This is a genomic window from Sagittula sp., from assembly GCF_052825245.1.
Window position 1 is genome coordinate 24,579 of sequence record NZ_JBRBWD010000057.1, and the last position, 21,202, is coordinate 45,780.

The window sequence follows — 21,202 nt, forward strand, 5'->3', positions numbered from 1 at the left end:
CAGATCATCTCTATCCCAAGGGGGGCGGTGTCCCTGGCCCTAAGGAATGAACTCGGAACATTTACGGCGATGGTCGCCGCGATATCCCATGCGCTTTTCTCAGGGGCTTCCCGGCGTGCAGCTCTGTTGTGCAAATCGAGGCGAGGAGTCATGTCGTGAAATCAGCATGGTAGCCGGGACTGCATGAGCGGACCTAGACCGCCGAGCTACAAGATCAGGAACTGGCCGGCCTGCAACGATGCGCTGAAGCAGCGTGGCTTCCTGACGATCTGGTTCGGCCCGGGCATGGTCTGGAAGCCGCCACCAACCGGCAAGCGGGGTCGGCAATCGTGCTACAGCGACGCTGCGCTGCGATCCAGACCTGCCTGACGGTGACCTTCCCTGCGAACTGCAGGCTGCGCGGACACTCAGCGCAGGCCGACAAGGATCAGGGTCCCTCCGGCGCCGATCATCACCCACGCGATCAGGCGGCCGAGGGCGGGCCGGGGCGATGCTAGCTTTTCGAAGAGGACAAATCCCGCCAAGGCGGCGATCCAGGCGATGTTCATGATGCCGCCCCAGAACAGCAAGAGCATGATCGCCCAGCAACAGCCCACGCAGTAGAGACCGTGGCGAAGTCCCATTTGCCATGCGCCGCCGGGGCCGGGGCGCCAGCCTTGGGTCAGGACCTGCGCAGGGGACCGGCATTTTTTCAAACAGACCGACTTGGCGGGCGTGAGTTGGTAGACTCCGGCCATCAAAAGAAGCCCGCCGGAGAGCGATACCGAGGTGCTGCGCATCTCCGCCAGCAGACCCTGCCGGACGAGGATCCACTGGATCAAAACTGCCATCAGGCTGAACCCGCACCAGACGAGCACATAGCCCGAGGCCAGCAGAAGCGTCGATCCTCGCCCGCCGGACCGGCGCGCAAGCGCGGCGTAGAGCAGGATCACCGGGGCTGCGCTCGGCAGCATCATGGCGGCCATCATGACGCACCACATCACGAACATGGTCGCCGCGAGGCCCGGCGTCCATGTCGCGGGTGACACGGGCATGGCCATGTCGGACATCGACGCCGGCATCTCCATGCCGGCGTCGATCAGGAGGTAGCCCCAGCTCGCAAGGATGACGGCTGTCAGTGCGGCGCTCACGACGAATTTGTCGCGCGCAACCAGCCGCTCAACCGGAGTCACGGCCTCGGTCATGTCAGGCAGCCGCCCTGATGTAACCGTGGTTGTTGAAGTGCAGCTCGTTGAACTGCGCGTAGGTGTTGGTGTTGTTGGGCAGGTCGATCAGCCCGTGAGTCCGCGTCGTGGCACTGCCCATCTCGGCGATTTCGTATCCGAACCCGCCGACCATATCGATGCGGACCCGGTGCGGCTGACCCGTGACGGGATTGATGATCGGGCCGGCGTCCAGATCGAGGACCCCGTCGATCCGCACCGCGCCGGTCCGGGCTTCGACGTCGCAGGAATACTCGAACTTCCGGAAGAGGGTCTCTTCCTTGTGGGGCGACATCATTGAATAGACCCACCACATCGTGGCCATCTCATCGGTATCCTCACCCCGCATGATCCGTTCCAGGGCCTTGCGCTGGTCCGGGGATGCCGCGTCGTCGATGACGATCTGCATGCGGCCCTCGCCGAGGTGGATCGCCCCGGGCCATTTGACGACGGCCGCGAAGTTCAGCCCGTCCAGGGACACCTCTCCGTGGTGGCCCTTGTCAACATGGAAGCAGATCGCCGCCTCGCATGTGCCGTGGGTGGGCAGCGCGTTGAACTGGCAGGGGCAGCCATAGGCGCAGTTGCAGTTGGTGAGTTCGGTTCCGTGGATTTCCCAGGGGGTCATCGGTTTTCTCCGGTCAGGGGTGAGAGGCGTGCAGCAGGATCCTTCGCTTGTGAAATTCCGGGGGCTAGAGAAGGTCGGACAGCATGTGTGCGGCCCGGCGGGCACCGTCGGCTTCGACCGGGCGCATGGCCCGCGGAGCGGCCAGTTCCTCGACCATCGCCTGCGCGATCCGCTCCGGGTCGCTCTGGTCGTAGATCATCCGCCGCCCAGCGTTGTAGCGATCAAGCCGCTGGGCGACATGGAAGTTCTGTTCGAAATGGTTCTTCAGCGGAAAGTAGAGGAAGGGCGTACCCGCAGCCGTCAGTTCCATCGTGGTGGTCAGCCCGCCCTGCACCAGCGCGAGATCGCAGGCGGCCAGATGCCGGTCGAGGTCGGGGACGAAGGCGCGCGCCTCGACCCCTTTCGGAAGCGCGAAGGCCGCGGGGTTCAGGCGCGGTCCGGTGACCAAGATCATCCGAAGCTCGGGAATGCGCGACCGGGCGATCGGATAGGCGTTCAGGATCCGGCGGATCAGGCTGGCCCCGACACCCGAGCCGCCAACGGTCACGATGCAGACCTTCTCACCCTCGCGATACCCGAACCTCTCGCGCAGCTCTGCGCGGCTGCCGAAGGACGTGGGATGCTGGCCGATGATGTACCCGGAGAAGTCGTAATGCGCGGGCACCCAGTCGCGCATCTGCGGCAGGCCCGGGCCGAAACTCATCGGAATGATATCCTCGGGTCCTCCGACGAAAATGGCGCGGTCGCGGATACCGGGGTTGGCTTCGACATGGCCGATCATCTCGGCATTGTAGTCGGCGGTCAGGAAGGCCTCGCGCGCGCCATTCTCCGGGATGGGCACCCAGCCGACGAAGTCGGTGAACCATGCGACCGGGGCGCGCTTCAGATCGGGATGTTCGTGCCAGTAGTGATCGACGTCCCAGGCCTCGTCCGCGATGACAAGATCATAGTCGCCGTCCTCGACCACCTCCTGAAAGACCATGAAGTTCTTGATCAGGATCTCGTCCATGTTGCGGATCGCCTGAAAGGCGTTCAGGTCGTGTTCGCCCGCTTCCGCCTCGATATGGGCGGATTCATTGGCCAGTCGCGCGCTGGCCGGGTGCAGGACCTCGTCATGGGCGGACAGGAAGCGGGTCACCGGATCCTGCGCCAGCCAATGCACCTCGAGGTCGGGATGCAGGACGCGCAGCTCTCGGGTGACGGCAAGGTCGCGGCGGGCGTGGCCCAGTCCGATCGGCGACGACAGGTAGAGCGCGCGCTTGGGGCGCTGGCTGCGCGTCCGTTTCACCGGCGGCGGCGTGCCCGTATGACGGTCGAGGAAGGCGCGCACCAGCGTGTTGAACCGCGCCGGATACCGCGCGTTCGCGCCATGCCCGACACCGGCCCAGAGCTGGAATTCACCCCCCGTGGCTTGTGCGGCGGCCTCGGACATCTGCCACGGGGTCACCTCATCCCTCTCGCCATGAACCCAGAGCGAGGGGCATCGGATCCTGCCATAGGCCTCTTCGGACGCGGGATAGGGGCCGCGGTCCTCGGCCAGCGACATGCGGGCCAGAACCTCGCCGCTGCCGTCGGCGGCCCAGCTCAACGCATCCTCGATCTGCTTGGTGGAATGCGGCTCGCAGAACATCCGGCTGAAGAAGAACGCGCAGAAGTCGGCATAGTCGGTCTGCCAGTAGTGGGCATTGAACTTGTCCCAACCCTCCGGGCCTCAGGCGTCGCGCGAACGACGTCGACGCTCTTGTGGGGGTGCGGGGGCACGAAGGGCACGACAGCGCCGCAGCCGACCAGCGCCTCGGCGCGTTCGGGCGCATGGGCCGCGATCAGGGCCGCGTAGAGACCGCCCAGCGACAGCCCGATCAGGCTGGCTTTCGCGGTGTCGGTCGCATCGAGGATGGCAAGGGCATCGGCCACGTTCTGCGAGGGCGCATAGGCGTCGGGATCCTCGGGCCGGTCCGACAGGCCGTTGCCGCGCGGATCGAACGAGATCACCCGGAAGTGGTCGGCGAAGTAAGGGATCTGCGCCTTGTAGACGCGCGAATGGACAATCGGCCACGCGGGCAGGAACATCAGCGTGCGCGGACCGTTGCCGTGGATGGCATAGTGCACCGTCACCCCGTCCCGAACGATCGTGCCTTCGCTGGTCGGGGTGGCGGCGCGCATGACCTATTCCTTCGCTGTATCTGGGGGTTCGTGCTGCGCGATCAGGTCACCGACCCGCCGCAAGGCCCGGCGCAGGGGAAGGGCATCGCTTTCCAGCCCCAGCAAGAGGTACGCCTCGGCGCCGATGAACGCGCTGCCCACGAGCGCCGCGACATCCTCGGGTTCGAAGGGACCAAGCCCGCCGATCCGGTCGGCAAGGTCCTTCGCAAGGGCGACATGCATATCCCGCAACTGGCCGAAGGAGGTGCGCACCGCGTCACCGACCATAGAATTCGACCATCCGACCGCGATCAGCTCCTGCAGCACCCTGACGTAGCCGCTGTCGAGATCCTGGTCGAGGAAGTCGCAGGACAGGGCCCATTTGCGTGACAGCGGGATCTCCGGATCCTCGAAGACCGTGCTCTGCCGGGAGATCAGGCGTTCCGTCATGTCGTCGAAAAGCGCGAGGATCAATCCGTCCTTCGACCCGAAGTGATAGCGGATCTGACTCATCTGCGTGTTTGCGGCCACTGCGACCGCCCGCGTCGAAAGGCCGGAATAGCCGTCGCTCATCAACACATTGCGTGCCGCGTCGATGATCGACTGTCGTGTGCTCGAGGTTTCGCGTGCTGAGAGGGTCATTCGACATCATTAGTTCGTTCGAACGAATTAGTCAATGGTTGGCTGGTGCGGACAGGGCCGGCATGACCGTGGTGCGATAACCGGCCGAGTCCCAGCGCGTGAACGGCGACGAACTTCAAGAGACCGTCGGGAGCGGCAGATTGAGACACACAGCCATTCTGCCGCAAGACCATCGTTCAGCGCCCGAAGGCTCAACGGAAACCAGCGCTTGAACGCGCGAACATGCTCTTGCTCGTCGCCAATCGGGGTCTGGCTGAGCAGACCGGGCAAGACCGGTGCATCACCAATGTGGCCCCCGGTGATCTCCCCTCTCGGCAGATTTGCTACCTAAGGCCGGAATTGCGTATCTCGTGCGTGCAGCAGTTTCATGCGGACTTGCCAAAGGTTTTTCCAATCCTCATACAGCCCAGATCCTTGTCGAAGCGAGCTGTGAACAGAAAACCAACCGACGCCATGCAGCCGCGAGTCAGTCTCCGATCTTACGTGCCCAACGAGCCGGACCACAGGCACGAGTTTCATCAGATTGTCCTGCCGTTCAGCGGCAAGATGGAGTTGCGCGCCTCCCGAAGGGGGCATGTTCACGACTCGTCGGCCGCCTTCGTGCGGGCGGGCGAGGTCCATTCCTTCTCTGCTGCGACGAAAAGCAGGTTCATCGTGCTGGACCTTCCACCCGATGAGCAAAGGCTCCATCCGTACAACATCCCGCCGTTTTTCCACATCGACCCGGTTCTGCGCAGCCTGCTGGACTATCTTCGCGCCATCGGCGACCACGGCGCAGACCGAGCATCCGCGTGGATGACGCTTCTGCTCGATCAGATGACCCGCGTGACTGCCCCGGTGGATATGCGAGACATGATACTCGACCGGGCCTGCAGCTACATGCGTATGCGCCTTGCGGACCCGACCACCGTCGCAGACGTCGCCCGGGAGGCAGGGACCAGTGTCAGCGGTCTCAAGCGGCTTCTGCGCGCGAAGCTGGACACGACTCCGGCAGCGTATCTCTCGACGCTGAGGATCGATGAAGCAGAACGTTTGCTGGCGGAAGGAAGACTGCCGATTGCCGAAATCGCGATGGTCACAGGCTACTCCGACCAGAGCGCGCTCAATCGTGCGGTTCGGCGCGAACGTGGCACGACACCGGCCAGAATCCGCAAGACGCCGATCGCCAAAGACTGATCGCCTCGGTCAATTCACTGACCGCCTCGGCCAAGAATATCCCCATGAAACCGTGTCTCTGAGGGCAAAAACCCCGGAGGTCCCATGGCGCACCATTCTCAAACAGCGGCGACACTTGTCGGCCTTGTCGCCATAGGCTTTTCCGCGTCGCTGGCCTTGCTCTCGACACTGGCCGCAGGCATTCCGCCGTTCCAGTTGCTTGCGACGAACGCGGCCATAGCCTTTCTTGCCGGTCTCCTTTTCCTGGGAGCGCGGGGAAAAGGTGCATGGCGCGTCCTGAAACAACCGTTGCGCCCCTGGATCATGGCTGTGCTGGCGATCTTCACCTATCATGCCGCCTATTTCTACGCCGTGGCGAGCATACCACCCGCGCGCGCCAGCCTGATCGCCTACCTCTGGCCGCTGCTGATCGTGGTCTTTGCCTCTCTTGCCTCGGGCGGCGGCGGGGTGCGGTGGGGCCACGGTCTCGGTGCGTTGCTGGGCCTTGCGGGTGTCGTCGTCATGTTCGCAGATAAATCCGCGACGGTGGAGGCCGTCGGCCCAGCCTCTGGATACGTGGCGGCGTTCGCCTGCGCCCTGATCTGGTCCGGCTACTCGGTGCTCAATCGCAGATATTCCGGGGTGCCCAGCGAGATGCTGATCGGCGTTTGCGGGGCCGTTGCGGTACTGTCCGCCCTGTCTCACCTGGTTTTCGAAACCAGCGTCAGCCCAACTCCCGGGCAATGGTGGGCAATTGTTCTCCTCGGTATTGGCCCCATCGGCTTGACCTTCCTGTCATGGGACCACGCGACCAAACATGGAAACATCGCCCTGCTCGGCGTGATTTCCTTCTCGACCCCAATTCTTTCGACCGCCCTTCTGGTCCTGGCGGGAGAAGCATCTGCCTCCATTTACCTGGGTCTTGCCGCCACGCTTGTCGTCACCGGTGCGATGGCCGCGAGCCGAGCGGGAAGAGACCGGCATTCACAAGGAAGGGCCAATTCTCGATATTCTTGATACGTGAGGTCTCGGTCGCTCCTGAACCTCGCCACTGCACTGTGAAGTTCGGAAAGCTACGGGTCTCAGCTGCTGGGCTGCAACATGATCATCTCAACTTCGCTGATGGAAAGTCCGGCCGCGTACTCCGCTTCGCCACCGAAGGACGGCAAGCGGCGGCATAAGGGTATGTCTTTCCAGCCCCTCATCTCTTCGCACGCAGATGCGAAGGCTGCAACGTTCAGCACGGAAGGGCTGGAAGGCGCGGAGCGTCGCTATCAATCCAAGCGGCAGCTTTCGGCTGCATGAGCCGAGTGGAGATAGGTTCGGTCACTGCGTTTAACCTATGTGAAAACCGCACAGCGCAAGAAGCTGTCGGCGGGTGGCATATCAAATATCCGCGCTGCGAAAGTGTCCAAGCTTTCAGACTGGCTGGACAAAATTCCCGCACAAGAGGTTGAAAATAAGAGGAGATAACGGAGTTTTGGCGATCCCGGCAGGATTCGAACCTGCAACCTGCCCCTTAGGAGGGGGCTGCTCTATCCAGTTGAGCCACGGGACCGCACGCCCCGCCTCTTAGCCTGTCCGGTACGCGTTGTCATGACCCTTTCCGCCCGCGAAAGGACAGGTTCCGCGCGCGGGTGTGCCGCACCGCAGCCCTCTCTTGCGCATGGCGGCGGGCGCGGCGTATCGTGAAGCAACTCGAAGAAAAGGAATTTCCCAAGTGCCAGCAGACGATCACCGCCCGCTTACCCTGCGCGACGTTTCCGAAGCCTCCGGCGTCTCCGAGATGACGGTCAGCCGCGTGCTCAGGAACCGGGGCGATGTCAGCCAGGCCACGCGGGAAAAGGTGCTCGAAGCGGCCAAGGCGCTGGGGTACGTGCCCAACAAAATCGCCGGGGCGCTGGCCTCCCAGCGGGTGAACCTCGTTGCGGTCATCATCCCCTCGTTGCGCAACATGGTCTTCCCCGAGGTGATGTCGGGCATCTCCCGCGTGCTGGAGAACACTGAACTTCAACCGGTGGTCGGCGTGACCGACTACCTGCCGGAAAAGGAAGAGCGCGTCCTCTACGAGATGCTCTCCTGGCGGCCCTCCGGCGTCATCATCGCGGGCCTCGAACATTCCGAGGCCTCCGAGGCCATGCTCAAGGCCTCCGGCATCCCGGTGGTCGAGATCATGGACACCGACGGCGACCCGATCGACTGCGCCGTGGGCATCAGCCACCGCCGCGCCGGTCGCGAGATGGCCCGCGCCATCCTCAAGCAAGGCTACCAGAAGATCGGGTTCATGGGCACGAAGATGCCGCTCGACCACCGCGCCCGGAAACGGTTCGAGGGCTTCACCACCGCGCTCGCCAAGGAAGGCGTGGAAATCGCGGAACACGAATTCTACTCGGGTGGCTCCGCGCTGAAGAAGGGCCGCGAAATGACCAAGGCCATGCTTGAGCGTGAGCCCGAACTCGATTTCCTCTACTACTCCAACGACATGATCGCGGCCGGCGGGCTGATGCACCTGCTCGACGCCGGGATCGACATTCCCGGCCGCGTGGGCCTTGCCGGCTTCAACGGGGTGGAACTGCTCGACGGGCTGCCGCGCCAGCTTGCCACGATGGACGCCTGCCGGACAGAGATCGGCACCCGCGCCGCCGAGATCATCGCCGAACGCGTCTCCAACCCCTCGGCCGAGGTGGAGCGTCTGATCGAACTGACGCCCACGATCAACTACGGCGACACGCTCAAACGGCGCTGACCGGCAGGGGCCTGAAACGGCCTCCTTCCTTCATCTTGGAAAAAATACCTGGAAAACCCGATCCGCGCCGACGCGCGGTCGGGCAAGGGCTCAGCGGCGGGCCTCGACCGCCGCGATGGCCGCCGCAACCGCATCCGCGATCGCCATTTCCGAGGTGTCGACCACCGTCGCATCTCCCGCCGCCACCAGCGGCGCCTCGGCGCGGCTCATGTCTCGCGCATCGCGCGCACGCACGTCCGCCAGCACCGTGTCGTAGTCCACCTCCAGCCCCTTCTCCGCAAGCTCGCGGAAACGGCGCTGCGCCCGGACCTCGGCGCTGGCGGTGACGAACAGCTTGGCCTCCGCCGCCGGGCAGATCACCGTACCGATGTCGCGCCCGTCAAGGACCGCGCCGCCCTCGCGCCGGGCAAAGCCGCGCTGGAAATCGACCAGCGCCGCGCGCACCTCCGGCAGCACCGCCACCTGGGAGGCCGCCTGCGCCACCTCCGGCGTGCGCAACGCGCCCTCGTCCAGCTCTGCTGGGTCCAGTGCCCGGGCCGCGGCGACCGGGTCCTCGCCGTTCAGCAGGTGCCGTCCGACCGCGCGATACAGCAGCCCGGTGTCGAGATGCGCAAAGCCGAAGTGCGCCGCCACCGCCCGCGCGATGGTGCCCTTGCCCGCCGCAGCAGGCCCGTCGATGGCGATGGTAAAGATCATGGCAGCCTCCGTGTCGCGCCCGGCGCATACCAACGTGCAACCCGAAAGGAAAGGCTCAGCGCCCGAGATCGCGCAGCAGCAGACCCCCGGTCACCAGCGGGTAGAGCAACAGCTTGGCCCGGGTGAAGGGCACGGCCTGCGCATCTTCGATCAGCGGCGGGTACAGCACCCAGCCGGTCGGCAGGCTCCGCCCCATGGCCCAGTCGAGCGCCTGTTGCAGCAGGACGTTCTCCGCAAGGTCGCAGACCAGCACCACACCCGCCAGCGCCATGCCGACCGCGCGCCGGTCGGGAAAGGCCAGGACCACCCAAAGGCCCCAGAGCCCCATGAACAGGAGGTCGAGCCGCAGGATGTTCCGGTAAAGCCCGCCTTCGCCGGAGCGCAGCAGTTCGGTTCCGAACGCCTGCAGGTCCAGGGACGAGTAGCCGCGGAAGGCCAGTTGCGGAAGAAAACCGCTGTCGGTGAGCGGCGCGATCTTCCAGTGCAGCAGCGCCGCCATCAGCGCCAGAACCGCCAGCGCGCCCAGTCCGGCGGTCGGACGCGGGTGGAGGCGCAGGTTCACGTGCGCTCGATCCGCGCGCCGAGCCCGGCCATCAGCCCCTCGAAGATCGGGAAGGACGTGGCGATCGGCTGGCCGTCGTCGACCGACATCGGCGCGTTGGTCGCGAGACCCATCACCAGGAAGGACATGGCGACGCGGTGGTCGAGGAAGGTCTCTGCCGTCACGCCGCCCGCGACGTCGCCGAAGCCGCGCCCGTGCACCGTCCACCAGTCGTCGCCTTCGTCGACCTGCACACCAGCGGCGCGCAGCCCGCGTGCCATGGCGTCGATCCGGTCGCTCTCCTTGACCCGCAGCTCCTTCACCCCCGGCATGTGGGTCCTGCCCTGCGCAAAGGCCGCCACGACCGACAGCACCGGGTATTCGTCGATCATCGAGGCCGCGCGCTCGGCCGGAACCTCGATCCCCTTCATGTCCGGAGAGAACTTCGCCCGCAGGTCCGCGACGGGTTCGCCGCCCTCCTCGCGCATGTTCTCGAAGGTCAGGTCCGCGCCCATCTCCTGCAGGGTGAAGAACAGCCCGGCGCGCGTCGGGTTCAGGCCGATGTTGGGCACCAGCACGTCCGAGCCTTCGGCGATCAGCGCCGCGCAGACCGGGAAGGCGGCCGAGGACGGATCGCGCGGCACGACTATGTCCTGCGGCACGAACTCCGGACGGCCCTGCAGCGTGATGACCCGGCCCTCGTCGGTGTCCTCGGTCGAGATCGTGGCGCCGAAGCCCGCCAGCATCCGCTCCGAATGGTCTCGGGTGGCTTCGCGCTCGATCACCACCGTCTCGCCCGGAGCATTCAGCCCGGCCAGCAGCACCGCCGACTTCACCTGCGCCGAGGGCACGGGCGTGGCATAGCGCACCGGCATGGGTTCCTTTGCGCCGACGATGGTCATCGGCAGCCGCCCGCCGGACCGTCCGTAGGACCGCGCCCCGAACAGCGCCAGCGGATCGGTCACCCGCGCCATCGGCCGCTTGTTCAGCGAGGCGTCGCCGGTGAAGGTCGCAACGATGGGCAAGGTCGCCATCGCCCCCATGATCAGCCGCACGCCGGTGCCGGAGTTGCCGCAGTCGATCACGTTCTCAGGCTCGAGAAAGCCACCCACGCCGACGCCATGCACATGCCAGGTCTCGCCGATCTTCTCGATCTGCGCGCCGAAGGCCTGCATCGCCTTGGCCGTGTCCAGCACGTCCTGCCCTTCCAGGAGCCCCGTGACCTTCGTCTCGCCCACCGTCATCGCGCCCAGGATCAGCGAGCGGTGAGAGATCGACTTGTCCCCCGGCACATGCGCCTCTCCGGTCAGCGGACCGGCGCGGCGGGAAGTCATCGGAATGGGCTCACCATGGGCGGACATGCAGCGTCTCCTGTCAAGATCGCGGCACTGTTAGCGCGGCACAGGTACGGGCGCAACGGCCCGTAGGGCGGGGCTGTGCGCCGCCTCCCCCCTTACAGCTTGCGGAACGTCAGGTAGTGCGGCACCCGGCCCTCACGCAGGGCCTTCTGCTCGTACCGGGTGGAATGCCAGTCGGACCACGGACGGCGCCAGTCCTCCGGCGCCTCGGCTTCCCACGCGAACCCGGCCTTCGGAACTTCGACCAGAGACTGCCGGACGTAATCGGGGATGTCGGTCGCCACGCGGAACTCCGCGCCCGGCTTCAGGGCGCGGTGCAGGGGCGCCAGGTGCTCCTGCGTCACGAAGCGCCGGCGGTGGTGCTTCTTCTTCGGCCATGGATCGGGGTACAGCAGGAACGCCTTGTCCAGCGAGGCCTCCGGCAGCACGTCGAAAAGGTTGCGCACGTCGCCCGGGTGGACCGAAACGTTCTCGCAACCCGCCTCCCGCAGCTTGCCCAGCAGCATCGCGACGGCGTTCATGAACGGCTCGCAGCCGATGATCGCCACGTCCGGGTAGGTCACCGCCTGATGGACGAGGTGCTCGCCGCCGCCAAAGCCGATCTCCAGCCAGACGGTCCGGTCGCCAAACCGCGCCTTCAGATCCAGCGGCGTGCGCTCCGGGTTCACGTCCCAGTCGACCGGTCCCGGCGACAGGGCGCCCAGGTCTTCCTCGATGTATTCCAACTGGCTCGGGCGCAGGGTCTTGCCCCGCACACGGCCATAGAAGTTGCGCCAGGGCGCATCGGGATGTTTGTTCGACGTGGTCATGGCCGGGGCGTGTAGCCCCGCCCCGCGCAAAAGAAAAGGGGCGCCCCGCCGGGAACGCCCCTGTTTGCTCTCCGCCGCGCGGAGGTGGCCGGGTTACACGGCCTTTGCCAGCGCCTCCGCCAGGTCGGTCCGCTCCCACGAGAAGCCGCCGTCCGGTTCCGGAGCGCGGCCGAAGTGGCCGTAGGCCGCGGTGCGCGCGTAGATCGGCTTGTTCAGGTCCAGGTGCGTGCGGATGCCGCGCGGGGTCAGGTCCATCACCTTGGGGATCGCCCGCTCGATCGCGGCGGCGTCGATTTCGCCGGTGCCATGGGCGTCCACGTAGATCGACAGCGGCCGGGCCACGCCGATGGCATAGGACAACTGCACGGTGCAGCGTTCCGCCATGCCCGCGGCCACCACGTTCTTGGCAAGGTAGCGCGCGGCATAGGCCGCCGAGCGGTCCACCTTGGTCGGGTCCTTGCCGGAGAACGCGCCACCGCCGTGCGGGGCCGCCCCGCCGTAGGTGTCGACGATGATCTTGCGGCCGGTCAGGCCCGCATCGCCGTCCGGCCCGCCGATCACGAAGGTGCCGGTCGGGTTCACCCACCATTCGGTGTCTTCGGAAATCCAGCCGTCGGGCAGGATCTCGCGGATGTAGGGCTCCACGATGGCGCGGATGTCGTCGGAGGTCTGGCTCTCGCTCTCGTGCTGGGTCGACAGCACGATGGAGCTCACGCCCACCGGCTTGCCGCCCTCGTAGCGCACCGTTAGCTGGGACTTCGCGTCGGGGCGCAGGGTTGGTTCCGTGCCGTCCTTGCGGACCTCGGCCAGCCGCTTGAGGATCGCGTGGCTGTAGAGGATCGGCGCCGGCATCAGCGCATCGGTCTCGTTGGTGGCGTAGCCGAACATGATGCCCTGGTCGCCGGCCCCCTCGTCGCGGTTGCCGCCACCGGTCACACCCTGCGCGATATGCGCGGACTGTTCATGCAGGACGTTGGTGATCTCCACCGTCTCGTGGTGGAACTTCTCCTGCTCGTAGCCGATGTCCTTGATGCAGGCGCGGGCGATCTCGTCGATGCGGCCCATGTACTCCGCCAGCTTGGCCTGATCGGTCAGGCCGACCTCTCCGCCGATGACGACACGGTTTGTGGTGGCGAAGGTCTCGCAGGCGACACGCGCCAGCGGATCCTCGGCGATGAAGGCGTCGAGGACGGCGTCCGAGATCCGGTCGCAGACCTTGTCGGGATGCCCTTCCGAGACGGACTCGGAGGTGAAAACGTAACTCTGTCGGGACATGGGGGGTGCTCCATTCGGGTTTCTCCGTCACGCCAGGAAGCCGTTGTGACGGGATTTGTTGGGCCATTTCTCAGGCCTTCGTTCGGGGTACGCCCGCCGGGGGAACGGGTCAATCGTTTTCTCTGTGCAATGCGATGCGATGGTGTCGCAGCAGGAGGCCCGCGAAGAGGAACAGCATTATCAGCACTGGCAGGTCTCCCGTCCGGCTGTAAAGCGTGACGCGCAGCGGCGGCGGCAGCGGCGTGTCGATGTAGCCCGCCTCGTTCAGCGGCAGCGCGGCCAGCACGCGGCCCGCACCATCGATCACCGCCGAGACACCGGTGTTCGCCGCCCGCAGCATCGGCAGACCCTGCTCGATTGCCCGGATGCGCGCCTGTTCGAGATGCTGGTAAGGACCGGAGAAGGCACCGAACCACGCGTCGTTGGTGATCTGCATCAGCATGTCGGGCCGCGCCGGCGCGCGGTGCACGTCCTGCGGAAAGACCGCCTCGTAGCAGATCAGCGGCAGCGCGACGCCAAGCGGCCCGAGGTCCAGAAGCTCCGGCCCCGGTCCGGCGCTGTAGCCGCCCTCTGCCCGCGCCGCCAGTCCGGCGATGTTCCAGCGGGCAAAGACCGCCTTGGCGGGCATGTACTCTCCGAACGGCACGAGGTGATACTTGTCGTAGACCTGCCGCACGTCGCCCTCCGGCCCCATCAGGACAAGCGAGTTGTACCAGTTGCCGAGGTTCTCGCGCTGCAGCCCCACGACCACCTGCGCCGCACCCGCCGCATGGCTGATCTCGCCCAGTTCGTTGGCGGAGCGGTGCAGCAGCGTGGGCAGCGCCGTCTCCGGCCAGATCACAAGGTCGGGCCTGCTGTCGCCGTCCTTCATCGGGGCGGCGGTAAAGTCGACCTGGCGGCGATAATAGACCGGCACCATGTCGCGCTGCCACTTCAGGTGCTGCGGCGCGTTTGGCTGGACAAGGCGCACGATGGGACGGCCGTCGAGGTCCTGCAGCGGCGGGATCAGCGCCTGCCCCCCGCCGAAGAGCGCCAGAAGCGCCGTCACCCCGAGCACGGGCGGCAACAGCCGCATGTCACGCCTTGGTGCCTCTGCCGCGAAAAGGGCTGCGGTGGCGAAGGTCAGGAAGGTCAGCCCGTGCGGCCCGACCAGCGACACCCACTGGACCGGCGGCACCGGCAGCCAGAGATAGCCCACCAGTCCCCAGGGAAAGCCGGTCAGGACGTAGGCCCGCGCCAGCTCCGCCGCTGTCCAGGTGACCACCAGTGCCGGCAGGGCCCGGTGTTTCGCATGGCCCGCGCCCCAGAACGCCAGCGCCCAGAACAGGGCCAGTCCGCCCGCAAGGCCCAGCAGCCCGAAAGGCGCCATCCAGCCGGTCGTGGCGGCATCGACCATGAAGGGCTCGACGATCCAGCTCATCGAGAGGCCGAAGTAGCCCAGCCCGACCATCCAGCCGGTGCCCACGGCCCGCAGGCCGCGCGGCGCCACGCGGAACAGCGCAAACGCCCCCACGAGCCCGAGAAAACCCACGTACCAGAGATCGTAGGGTGCAGCCGACAGGCCCATGAGCGCGCCGCAGGCCAGGGCCAGCGGCAGACGCGCCCACCCGCGCAGCACAAATGCCCGCGCGGGCGCCGTCAGTTCAGGCATGGCCCGCCTTCGATGCACCCGCCGGGGTGGCGGGGACCTGTGTCTGGCTGGCGGCGCGTTGCGCGCCCGGCAGGCGCACCCGGAGCCGCTTGATGCGGCGCGGATCGGCATCCACCACCTCGAGGTCGAGACCGGCGGGATGGCGCACCACCTCACCACGGGCCGGCACACGGCCGGCCAGCATGAACACGAGGCCACCCAGCGTGTCGATTTCTTCCTCGTCGATGTCTTCGTGTTCGGTCAGGTCGAAGCCCAGTTCCGCCTCGAATTCCTCCAGCGGGGTCTTGGCCAACGCAAGGTAGCAGCCCGGACGCTCCTTCACCCACGACTGGTCGTCGTCGGTGTCGTGCTCGTCCTCGATCTCGCCGATGACCTGTTCGATCAGGTCCTCGATCGTCACCAGCCCGTCGACGCCGCCGTATTCGTCGATCACCAGCGCCATGTGCCGCCGTTCCGTCTGCATCTTCGTCAGAAGCACGCCGATCGGCATCGACGGCGGCACGAAGAGCAGCGGCCGCAACATGCGTTTCAGGTTGAAGCGGGCGCCCGCGCCGTTGAACCCGTAGGCCAGCGCAAAGTCCTTCAGGTGCGCCATGCCCACCGGGGTGTCGAGCGTGCCCTCGTAGACCGGCACCCGGGTCATCCCGCTTTCGCGGAAGACCTTCACCAGGTCGTCCCGGGTGATGGTGTTCGGCACCGCCACGATGTCGGCCTTGGGAATGGCCACATCCTCGACCCGCATGCGCCGCAGGTTGATCATGCCGTGCACGGGTGCTTCGCGCGGGCCGACGGTGTCGTCGCCCTTGAAGTCGTCTTCCATGTCGGTTTCCGTGGTCCGACCGAAGAGGCGTCTCAGGAATCCCGGCCTCGCCGCATCCTGTCCCTCTTCATCCTCAAATTGTCTCAGCGCGCCATGCGCCGCCTTAGACGAGTCGTCGTTGTCGCCCATTTCTCCGGTCCAGTCACGAGCCATTGGGCCCATTAATCTCCCTATATGGGTCAGCGATACCGAGATTGCCAAGTATCTCGCGCTCCAACCCTTCCATCAACGTGGCATCCGCATCACGGATATGGTCGTAGCCCACAAGATGTAACACCCCGTGAACAAGCAAATGCGTCACGTGGTCCGCCATGGACTTGCCCTGCTCGGCAGCTTCCCGCTCACAGGTCTCCCAGGCGAGCGCCAGATCGCCCAGATGATGCGGTTCGCCCATCTCCTCGAAGTCGTCGTCGAGGTGCGGCAGGAAAGGCTCACCGCCCACTTCGGGCGAGCCGAGTTCCTGCGTCGGCCAGCTCAGCACGTTGGTGGGCGCCGGGCGGCCGCGGAAATCGGCGTTGAGGATGGCGATGCGGCCGTCGCTGCAGCCCATCACCGCGATCTCGTAGTCGTCGGCCACGAGGCCGAGCAGTGCGAGGGTCGCCTGCGCGGCCTCCTCTGCCAGCGCCCCGAGCCCCGCCGCTTCCCAGCGGTCGTCCTCGATGATCGTATCGGTCAGCATATGGCCGACCGGCCGGGGGCCAGCCCCCGGACCCCCGAGGTATTTCTGCCAAGATGAAGGTGAGGCGAAGGGCGGAGGCGGCAGGGGGATCTCACCCCTCCGCGTCCTTCTCGTAGGCCTCGATGATGGCGGCGACAAGCGGGTGGCGCACCACGTCCTTGCCGGTGAAGTAGTTGAAGGAGATGCCCTTCACGTCCTTCAGCAGGCGCTCCGCGTCCTGCAGGCCCGAGGGCACGCCGCGCGGCAGGTCGATCTGGGTGCGGTCGCCGGTGATCACCATGCGCGACCCCTCGCCCAGTCGGGTGAGGAACATCTTCATCTGCATGGTCGTGGCGTTCTGCGCCTCGTCCAGCACCACGAAGGCATTGGACAGCGTGCGCCCGCGCATGAAGGCCAGCGGCGCGATCTCGACCGTCTTTTCCTCGCGCATCTTGGCGAGCTGCTTGCCCGGCAGGAAGTCGTTCAGCGCGTCGTAGAGCGGCTGCATGTAGGGATCGACCTTCTCCTCCTGCGTGCCGGGGAGGAAACCGAGCCGTTCGCCCGCCTCCACCGCGGGGCGGCAGAGGATGATCTTGTCGACGGCGCCGGTGATCAGCATGTTCACCCCCACCGCCACGGCGATGTAGGTCTTGCCGGTGCCCGCGGGGCCGATGCCGAAGGCCAGCTCGTTCTCGAACAGCGACCGGACGTAGGCCTTCTGCGCGTCGGTGCGCGGTTCCACCAGCTTCTTGCGGGTCTTGATCTCGACCTTGCCGCCGCCGAACATCTCGAGCTGCTGGTCGGGCTCCGGTTCGTGTTCCATGCGGAACTCCCGGTCGATGTCGCCCTTGCCGACCTCGCGCCCGGCCTCCAGCCGCTGGTAGAGCGCCTGCAGCACCTCCGTGGCGCCCTTGATAGCGTCCTCCGGCCCGTGCACGGCAAGCTGGTTGCCGCGTCTGAGGATCTGCACGCCCGTGCGCGCCTCTATGTCTGTGAGGTTGCGGTCGAACTCTCCGCAGAGGTCGATCAGCAGCCGGTTGTCTGGAAACTCGAGGATGGCTTCGTTCAGTACGCCAGTGTTCAAGCCTCTCTCCTGCTCCGTGTTCGGCCCGGGCTGTGGATTCGGCGGGGGCCCTTGTCTAGATATGGTGCCAAGCCACACCCGCCTGCGCAAGTCTCGCGGGACGAATGTCACGCAAATGAAACACTGTCCGCAGCGTGTGCCTGCGTCCGAGGCGCCGGAACGCACGGCGCGGGACCAGACGGGAAAAGGGCCGCCCCCGGTGGGAGACGGCCCTTTTCCAATGGCTGAGGTGACGGTGGCGTCAGAGCGGGTCGCCGATGATGCTGGTCGAGCCGCCCTTGAACTGGCCGGTGACGACGGTCGGCGGGGCGACGCCCGAGCAGACCGGCTTGCCGTACTTGTCGAGACGCAGCGAGAGGTAGCCCTCGACGCCGTCGTCGATGATCCAGTGGTCGCACCCGTTGGGATCGACCCAGATGCCCGCCTGCATGGAGGACAGGTCATCCCGGTCGAAGAAGTTGCGGTCCTGGCTCTTGTCCGGGCCGATCGGAACGTCGACGCCACAGGCCGAGACGAGTCCCGCCACGGTCAGGGCAAGGAGCGGTTTTGCGAAGTTCATGTCCAAGGTCCCCCGGGCTTTACTGGAAGCAGAGAATTTCGACGCGGCGGTTCTTGGCCATGCCGGCAGCGGTGGCGTTGGACGCCACGGGCATGCGTTCGCCATATCCGCGCACGTCGGTGATGTTCGCTCCCACGGCCCGTGCAATGCGGGCCACGGCCAGCGCACGGTTGTACGACAGCTTCATGTTGTAGGAGTCCGAGGCCCGGCTGTCGGTATGCCCGGCGATCACGTAACCCACCGCGGTCGAAGACCGGAAGAAGTTGGCGATCTGCGCCTGGCCGTGCTTCGAGATCTTGTAGCTGTCGGTGGCAAAGAACTGGTCGGTGTTCATCACGCCGCAGGTGTTGGACCGGCGGCAGACCGGGATCCCCTTGCGGTCGAGGTGGGGGTCCATGTAGCCCTCCACGCCGTCGTCCATGACCCAGTGCTCGCAGCCATCGGGGTCGACCCAGATGCCCGGAATGTATTGCTCGCCCACAATGGTGCGCGTGGTTTGCGTAGAAATGATAGGTGTTTGCCCAGCATCTTCCGCGACCGCCGGTGCAGCAACCGACAGGCACAGGGATGCAGTCAGCGCAAGCGCGCTGAGGGCCTTGGAGATGCGTGTCACCACAGCCTCTGTCCCTTAACTGATGTTTCCCCCATGCGCGGCTGTCCGATGGCAGCGGGCCGCGCAAATTAACTGTAAAGTCAGTGTAAGGATTCCATTAGGTAAGGGAAGAAGAAATCCACAAGGACTGTACCGCTTTCGGAAACAGTTCCCACTATATCTTGTGTTTTGTGTGGATAATTCGGTGTTGTTTTTTGATTCAATAGGTTCTGTGGCGACATTACATCGCCATCATGGCGCCTTTAAGGCTGTTTGGACCGCTGGATTCGATTCGGACAGGGGCAATATCGCCCACGTCGATTCCCTTTGCCTCCACATGCACGGCATGCAGGTATTCCGATTTTCCGACCATTTGCCCCGGCAGGCGGCCCGGCTTTTCGAAAAGCACCCGGACCTCGCGCCCGACCATCGCGTCCTGCAACGCGCGCTGCTGTTTCGTCAGCAGGGCCTGCAGGCGCTGAAGGCGGTCGTCCTTCTCGTCCTCGGGCACCTGCGCGCGCTCGGCGGCGGGTGTGCCCGGACGCTCCGAATACTTGAAGGAAAAGGCCGATCCGTATTCCACCGCCTCGATCAGCGCGAGCGTGTCGCGGAAATCCTGCTCCGTTTCTTCGGGGAAGCCGACGATGAAATCGCCCGACAGGTGCAAGTCGGGCCGTGCGGCGCGCAGCCGCTCGATCAGGCGCAGGTACTGCTCGGCCGTGTGCTGGCGGTTCATCCGCTTGAGGATCCTGTCCGACCCGGCCTGCACGGGCAGGTGCAGGTACGGCATCAGCTTCTCGCATTCGCCATGCGCCGCGATCAGCGCGTCATCCATGTCGTTGGGATGCGAGGTGGTGAAACGGATACGCGCCAGGCCGTCGATTGTTTCCAGTTCCCGGATCAAACCGGCCAGCCCGCCGTCGTGCCCGTGGTAGGCGTTCACATTCTGGCCCAGCAGGGTAATCTCCCGCACGCCGCGCTCCACGAGGTCGCGCGCCTCGCGCATCACCCGCTCCGCCGGGCGGCTCACTTCGGCGCCGCGTGTGTAGGGCACCACGCAGAAGGCACAGAACTTGTCGCAGCCCTCCTGCACCGTCAGAAAGGCCGTCGGGCCGCGCTTCGCCTTCGGGCGCTGCGCCAGCCGCTCGAACTTGTCTTCCTCCGGGAAATCGGTGTCGAGCGCCTTCGCCCCGGTGCGCGTCTTCGCCTCCAGCTCCGGCAGGCGGTGATAGCTCTGCGGGCCGACAACAAGGTCCACCATCGGCTGACGGCGCATGATCTCCTCGCCCTCCGCCTGCGCGACACAGCCCGCCACGCCGATCTTCAGGTCGGGCTTCGCCGCCTTCAGACCCTTGTAGCGGCCCAGCTCGGAATAGACCTTCTCGGCGGCCTTCTCCCGGATGTGGCAGGTGTTCAGCAGGATCATGTCGGCGTCGTCGGGCGTGTCGGTCACGACATAGCCCTGCCCGCCCATGGCCTCCGCCATGCGCTCGCTGTCGTAGACGTTCATCTGGCAACCGTAGGTCTTGATGAAGAGCTTCCGGGTCATGCTGCACCATTGCGTAGGGGATCAGGGGCGGGGGATACCCCGAAACCGCCCCGTCTTGCAATGGGGCCGAAATTCACCGATTCTCGATGCAAAGCGCTTGAGGGCAGGCCGATGCAGTACGACTCCCTACAGGATTTCCTCAACCGGGGCCGCGACGCGCTGGCCAGCGGGCCGGTTGCGATGATCTTTGCCGAGGACGAGACGGAACTCGCGACCACCCTGCGCCACCACCGCCACTGCGGCTTCCGCACCGTCCTGTGCTTCGTCTCGCCGCTGTGGGAGACGCCGCCAGACCTCGTGGGCAAGATCCGCCGCATCGACTACGACCCGATGGCCGACGGCGCGGTCCAGGCGGCGGTGGACCAGGTCAACGCCGCCGCCGGGGGCAGCTGGCTCTACTACTGTTACAACGCGGAATACCTGTTCTACCCGTTCTGCGAGACACGCACCATCGGCGAGATGCTCGCCTACCACACCGAAGAGCGGCGCGATGCCATGCTGACCTACGTGGTGGACCTCTACGCCAGCGATCTCCGCCGCCACCCGAACGCCGTCTCGCTCGACGAGGCCTGCCTCGACCGCTCCGGCTACTACGCGCTCGCCCGGCTCGACCCGGACAACAAGAACTACCCTAAGGAACGGCAACTCGACTTCTTCGGCGGCCTGCGCTGGCGGTACGAGGAACACATCCCCCCCGAACGCCGCAAGATCGACCGCATCGCCATCTTCCGCGCAAAGCCCGGCCTGCACCTGCGCGAGGATCACACCTTCGACGACGAGGAATACAACACCTACGCCTGCCCGTGGCACAACAACCTGACGGCCGCCATCGCGTCCTTCCGCACCGCAAAGGCGCTGAAGCGCAACCCGGGCTCGACCTTCGACATCCAGAACTTCCACTGGCACAACTCCGTGCCCTTCGAATGGCACTCGCGCCAGCTCCTCGACCTCGGCCTGATGGAGCCCGGCCAGTGGTTCTGACCGCCTCCTGACAACACCCATACCAAACGGAAGGACAGGGAACCGCCCCTGCCCTTCATCTTGGTCCAAATACCTTGGGGGGTCCGGGGGGCCAGCCCCCCGGCCTTCGCGGGCCAC

22 protein-coding genes, 1 tRNA gene, 2 pseudogenes and 1 riboswitch are annotated in these 21,202 nt (G+C 65.8%); of the genes and pseudogenes, 6 read left to right on the forward strand and 19 right to left on the reverse strand.

Going from position 1 to position 21,202, the window contains the following annotated elements:
- Positions 1 to 183 precede the first annotated feature (183 nt).
- A pseudogene (locus tag ACU0DV_RS23170) lies at positions 184 to 357 on the forward strand (IS5/IS1182 family transposase); the annotation flags it as partial.
- Between the two features lie 50 nt (positions 358 to 407).
- On the opposite strand, the gene ACU0DV_RS23175 reads toward ACU0DV_RS23170, so the two are convergent.
- The 6 genes and pseudogenes from ACU0DV_RS23175 to ACU0DV_RS23200 form a co-directional block, all read right to left on the reverse strand.
- Positions 408 to 1,184, reverse strand: coding sequence for a DUF2182 domain-containing protein (locus ACU0DV_RS23175; protein ID WP_446241013.1), 777 nt, complete (start codon positions 1,182 to 1,184; stop codon positions 408 to 410).
- 1 nt (position 1,185) lies between these two features.
- Positions 1,186 to 1,827, reverse strand: a complete 642-nt coding sequence (locus ACU0DV_RS23180) for a DUF1326 domain-containing protein (RefSeq protein WP_446241014.1) — start codon at positions 1,825 to 1,827, stop codon at positions 1,186 to 1,188.
- A gap of 64 nt (positions 1,828 to 1,891) precedes the next feature.
- Complete coding sequence (locus ACU0DV_RS23185) at positions 1,892 to 3,415, reverse strand: glycosyltransferase (RefSeq protein ID WP_446241015.1); 1,524 nt, start codon at positions 3,413 to 3,415, stop codon at positions 1,892 to 1,894.
- Positions 3,412 to 3,990: an alpha/beta fold hydrolase gene (locus tag ACU0DV_RS23190; RefSeq protein WP_446241016.1), complete on the reverse strand. Its 579-nt coding sequence runs from the start codon at positions 3,988 to 3,990 to the stop codon at positions 3,412 to 3,414. Before ACU0DV_RS23190 ends, ACU0DV_RS23185 begins: the two co-directional genes overlap by 4 nt.
- A gap of 3 nt (positions 3,991 to 3,993) precedes the next feature.
- Positions 3,994 to 4,611: a TetR/AcrR family transcriptional regulator gene (locus ACU0DV_RS23195; protein ID WP_446241017.1), complete on the reverse strand. Its 618-nt coding sequence runs from the start codon at positions 4,609 to 4,611 to the stop codon at positions 3,994 to 3,996.
- Between the two features lie 213 nt (positions 4,612 to 4,824).
- A pseudogene (locus ACU0DV_RS23200) lies at positions 4,825 to 4,917 on the reverse strand (IS5/IS1182 family transposase); the annotation flags it as partial.
- 177 nt (positions 4,918 to 5,094) lie between these two features.
- Here ACU0DV_RS23200 and ACU0DV_RS23205 point away from each other — a divergent pair.
- The 3 genes from ACU0DV_RS23205 to ACU0DV_RS23215 all read left to right on the forward strand — a co-directional run bounded on the left by ACU0DV_RS23205 (position 5,095) and on the right by ACU0DV_RS23215 (position 7,071).
- Positions 5,095 to 5,787 (forward strand): helix-turn-helix domain-containing protein, encoded by a 693-nt coding sequence (locus ACU0DV_RS23205; protein ID WP_446273610.1) that lies wholly within the window; start codon positions 5,095 to 5,097, stop codon positions 5,785 to 5,787.
- Between the two features lie 84 nt (positions 5,788 to 5,871).
- Entirely contained in the window at positions 5,872 to 6,783 is a 912-nt protein-coding gene (locus tag ACU0DV_RS23210; RefSeq protein ID WP_446241018.1) for a DMT family transporter, read from the forward strand.
- A gap of 84 nt (positions 6,784 to 6,867) precedes the next feature.
- Positions 6,868 to 7,071: a hypothetical protein gene (locus ACU0DV_RS23215; RefSeq protein WP_446273611.1), complete on the forward strand. Its 204-nt coding sequence runs from the start codon at positions 6,868 to 6,870 to the stop codon at positions 7,069 to 7,071.
- A 176-nt stretch (positions 7,072 to 7,247) separates the two neighbouring features.
- Here ACU0DV_RS23215 and ACU0DV_RS23220 read toward each other — a convergent pair.
- Positions 7,248 to 7,324 (reverse strand) — tRNA-Arg (locus tag ACU0DV_RS23220).
- A 162-nt stretch (positions 7,325 to 7,486) separates the two neighbouring features.
- Here ACU0DV_RS23220 and ACU0DV_RS23225 point away from each other — a divergent pair.
- Positions 7,487 to 8,512 carry a LacI family DNA-binding transcriptional regulator gene (locus tag ACU0DV_RS23225; protein WP_370313231.1) on the forward strand — a complete coding sequence of 342 codons (1,026 nt, stop codon included), beginning with the start codon at positions 7,487 to 7,489 and terminating at the stop codon, positions 8,510 to 8,512.
- A 90-nt stretch (positions 8,513 to 8,602) separates the two neighbouring features.
- Here the strand turns inward: ACU0DV_RS23225 and ACU0DV_RS23230 are convergent, their stop codons facing one another.
- The 12 genes from ACU0DV_RS23230 to miaB form a co-directional block, all read right to left on the reverse strand.
- Positions 8,603 to 9,208, reverse strand: a complete 606-nt coding sequence (locus tag ACU0DV_RS23230) for a (d)CMP kinase (RefSeq protein WP_446241019.1) — start codon at positions 9,206 to 9,208, stop codon at positions 8,603 to 8,605.
- A 55-nt stretch (positions 9,209 to 9,263) separates the two neighbouring features.
- Positions 9,264 to 9,770: a hypothetical protein gene (locus ACU0DV_RS23235; RefSeq protein WP_446241020.1), complete on the reverse strand. Its 507-nt coding sequence runs from the start codon at positions 9,768 to 9,770 to the stop codon at positions 9,264 to 9,266.
- Positions 9,767 to 11,110 (reverse strand): 3-phosphoshikimate 1-carboxyvinyltransferase, encoded by a 1,344-nt coding sequence (aroA, locus tag ACU0DV_RS23240; protein WP_446241021.1) that lies wholly within the window; start codon positions 11,108 to 11,110, stop codon positions 9,767 to 9,769. Before aroA ends, ACU0DV_RS23235 begins: the two co-directional genes overlap by 4 nt.
- Positions 11,111 to 11,202: 92 nt before the next feature.
- On the reverse strand, positions 11,203 to 11,916 hold the full coding sequence (gene trmB, locus ACU0DV_RS23245; protein ID WP_446241022.1) for a tRNA (guanine(46)-N(7))-methyltransferase TrmB: 714 nt from the start codon (positions 11,914 to 11,916) through the stop codon (positions 11,203 to 11,205).
- A 93-nt stretch (positions 11,917 to 12,009) separates the two neighbouring features.
- Positions 12,010 to 13,191: a methionine adenosyltransferase gene (metK, locus tag ACU0DV_RS23250; protein WP_100928127.1), complete on the reverse strand. Its 1,182-nt coding sequence runs from the start codon at positions 13,189 to 13,191 to the stop codon at positions 12,010 to 12,012.
- Between the two features lie 6 nt (positions 13,192 to 13,197).
- Positions 13,198 to 13,246, reverse strand: a riboswitch (SAM-SAH riboswitch).
- A gap of 54 nt (positions 13,247 to 13,300) precedes the next feature.
- Positions 13,301 to 14,842 carry an apolipoprotein N-acyltransferase gene (gene lnt / locus ACU0DV_RS23255; RefSeq protein ID WP_446241023.1) on the reverse strand — a complete coding sequence of 514 codons (1,542 nt, stop codon included), beginning with the start codon at positions 14,840 to 14,842 and terminating at the stop codon, positions 13,301 to 13,303.
- Positions 14,835 to 15,791: a hemolysin family protein gene (locus ACU0DV_RS23260; RefSeq protein ID WP_283983473.1), complete on the reverse strand. Its 957-nt coding sequence runs from the start codon at positions 15,789 to 15,791 to the stop codon at positions 14,835 to 14,837. The genes lnt and ACU0DV_RS23260 overlap by 8 nt, the downstream gene beginning before the upstream one ends.
- A gap of 13 nt (positions 15,792 to 15,804) precedes the next feature.
- The gene (gene ybeY / locus ACU0DV_RS23265; protein WP_100928130.1) at positions 15,805 to 16,341 is read right to left on the reverse strand and encodes an rRNA maturation RNase YbeY; all 537 of its coding nucleotides are present in this window, start codon (positions 16,339 to 16,341) and stop codon (positions 15,805 to 15,807) included.
- A gap of 91 nt (positions 16,342 to 16,432) precedes the next feature.
- On the reverse strand, positions 16,433 to 17,404 hold the full coding sequence (locus tag ACU0DV_RS23270; RefSeq protein ID WP_100928131.1) for a PhoH family protein: 972 nt from the start codon (positions 17,402 to 17,404) through the stop codon (positions 16,433 to 16,435).
- A 241-nt stretch (positions 17,405 to 17,645) separates the two neighbouring features.
- Positions 17,646 to 17,963 carry a hypothetical protein gene (locus ACU0DV_RS23275; protein ID WP_100928132.1) on the reverse strand — a complete coding sequence of 106 codons (318 nt, stop codon included), beginning with the start codon at positions 17,961 to 17,963 and terminating at the stop codon, positions 17,646 to 17,648.
- 19 nt (positions 17,964 to 17,982) lie between these two features.
- On the reverse strand, positions 17,983 to 18,579 hold the full coding sequence (locus ACU0DV_RS23280) for an OmpA family protein (RefSeq protein ID WP_100928133.1): 597 nt from the start codon (positions 18,577 to 18,579) through the stop codon (positions 17,983 to 17,985).
- Positions 18,580 to 18,796: 217 nt separating this feature from the next.
- Complete coding sequence (miaB, locus tag ACU0DV_RS23285) at positions 18,797 to 20,104, reverse strand: tRNA (N6-isopentenyl adenosine(37)-C2)-methylthiotransferase MiaB (RefSeq protein ID WP_100928134.1); 1,308 nt, start codon at positions 20,102 to 20,104, stop codon at positions 18,797 to 18,799.
- A 111-nt stretch (positions 20,105 to 20,215) separates the two neighbouring features.
- Between miaB and ACU0DV_RS23290 the strand changes: the two genes are divergently transcribed.
- A complete protein-coding gene (locus ACU0DV_RS23290; RefSeq protein ID WP_283982072.1) occupies positions 20,216 to 21,085 on the forward strand; it encodes a hypothetical protein in 870 nt (289 codons plus the stop codon).
- Positions 21,086 to 21,202: the final 117 nt, after the last annotated feature.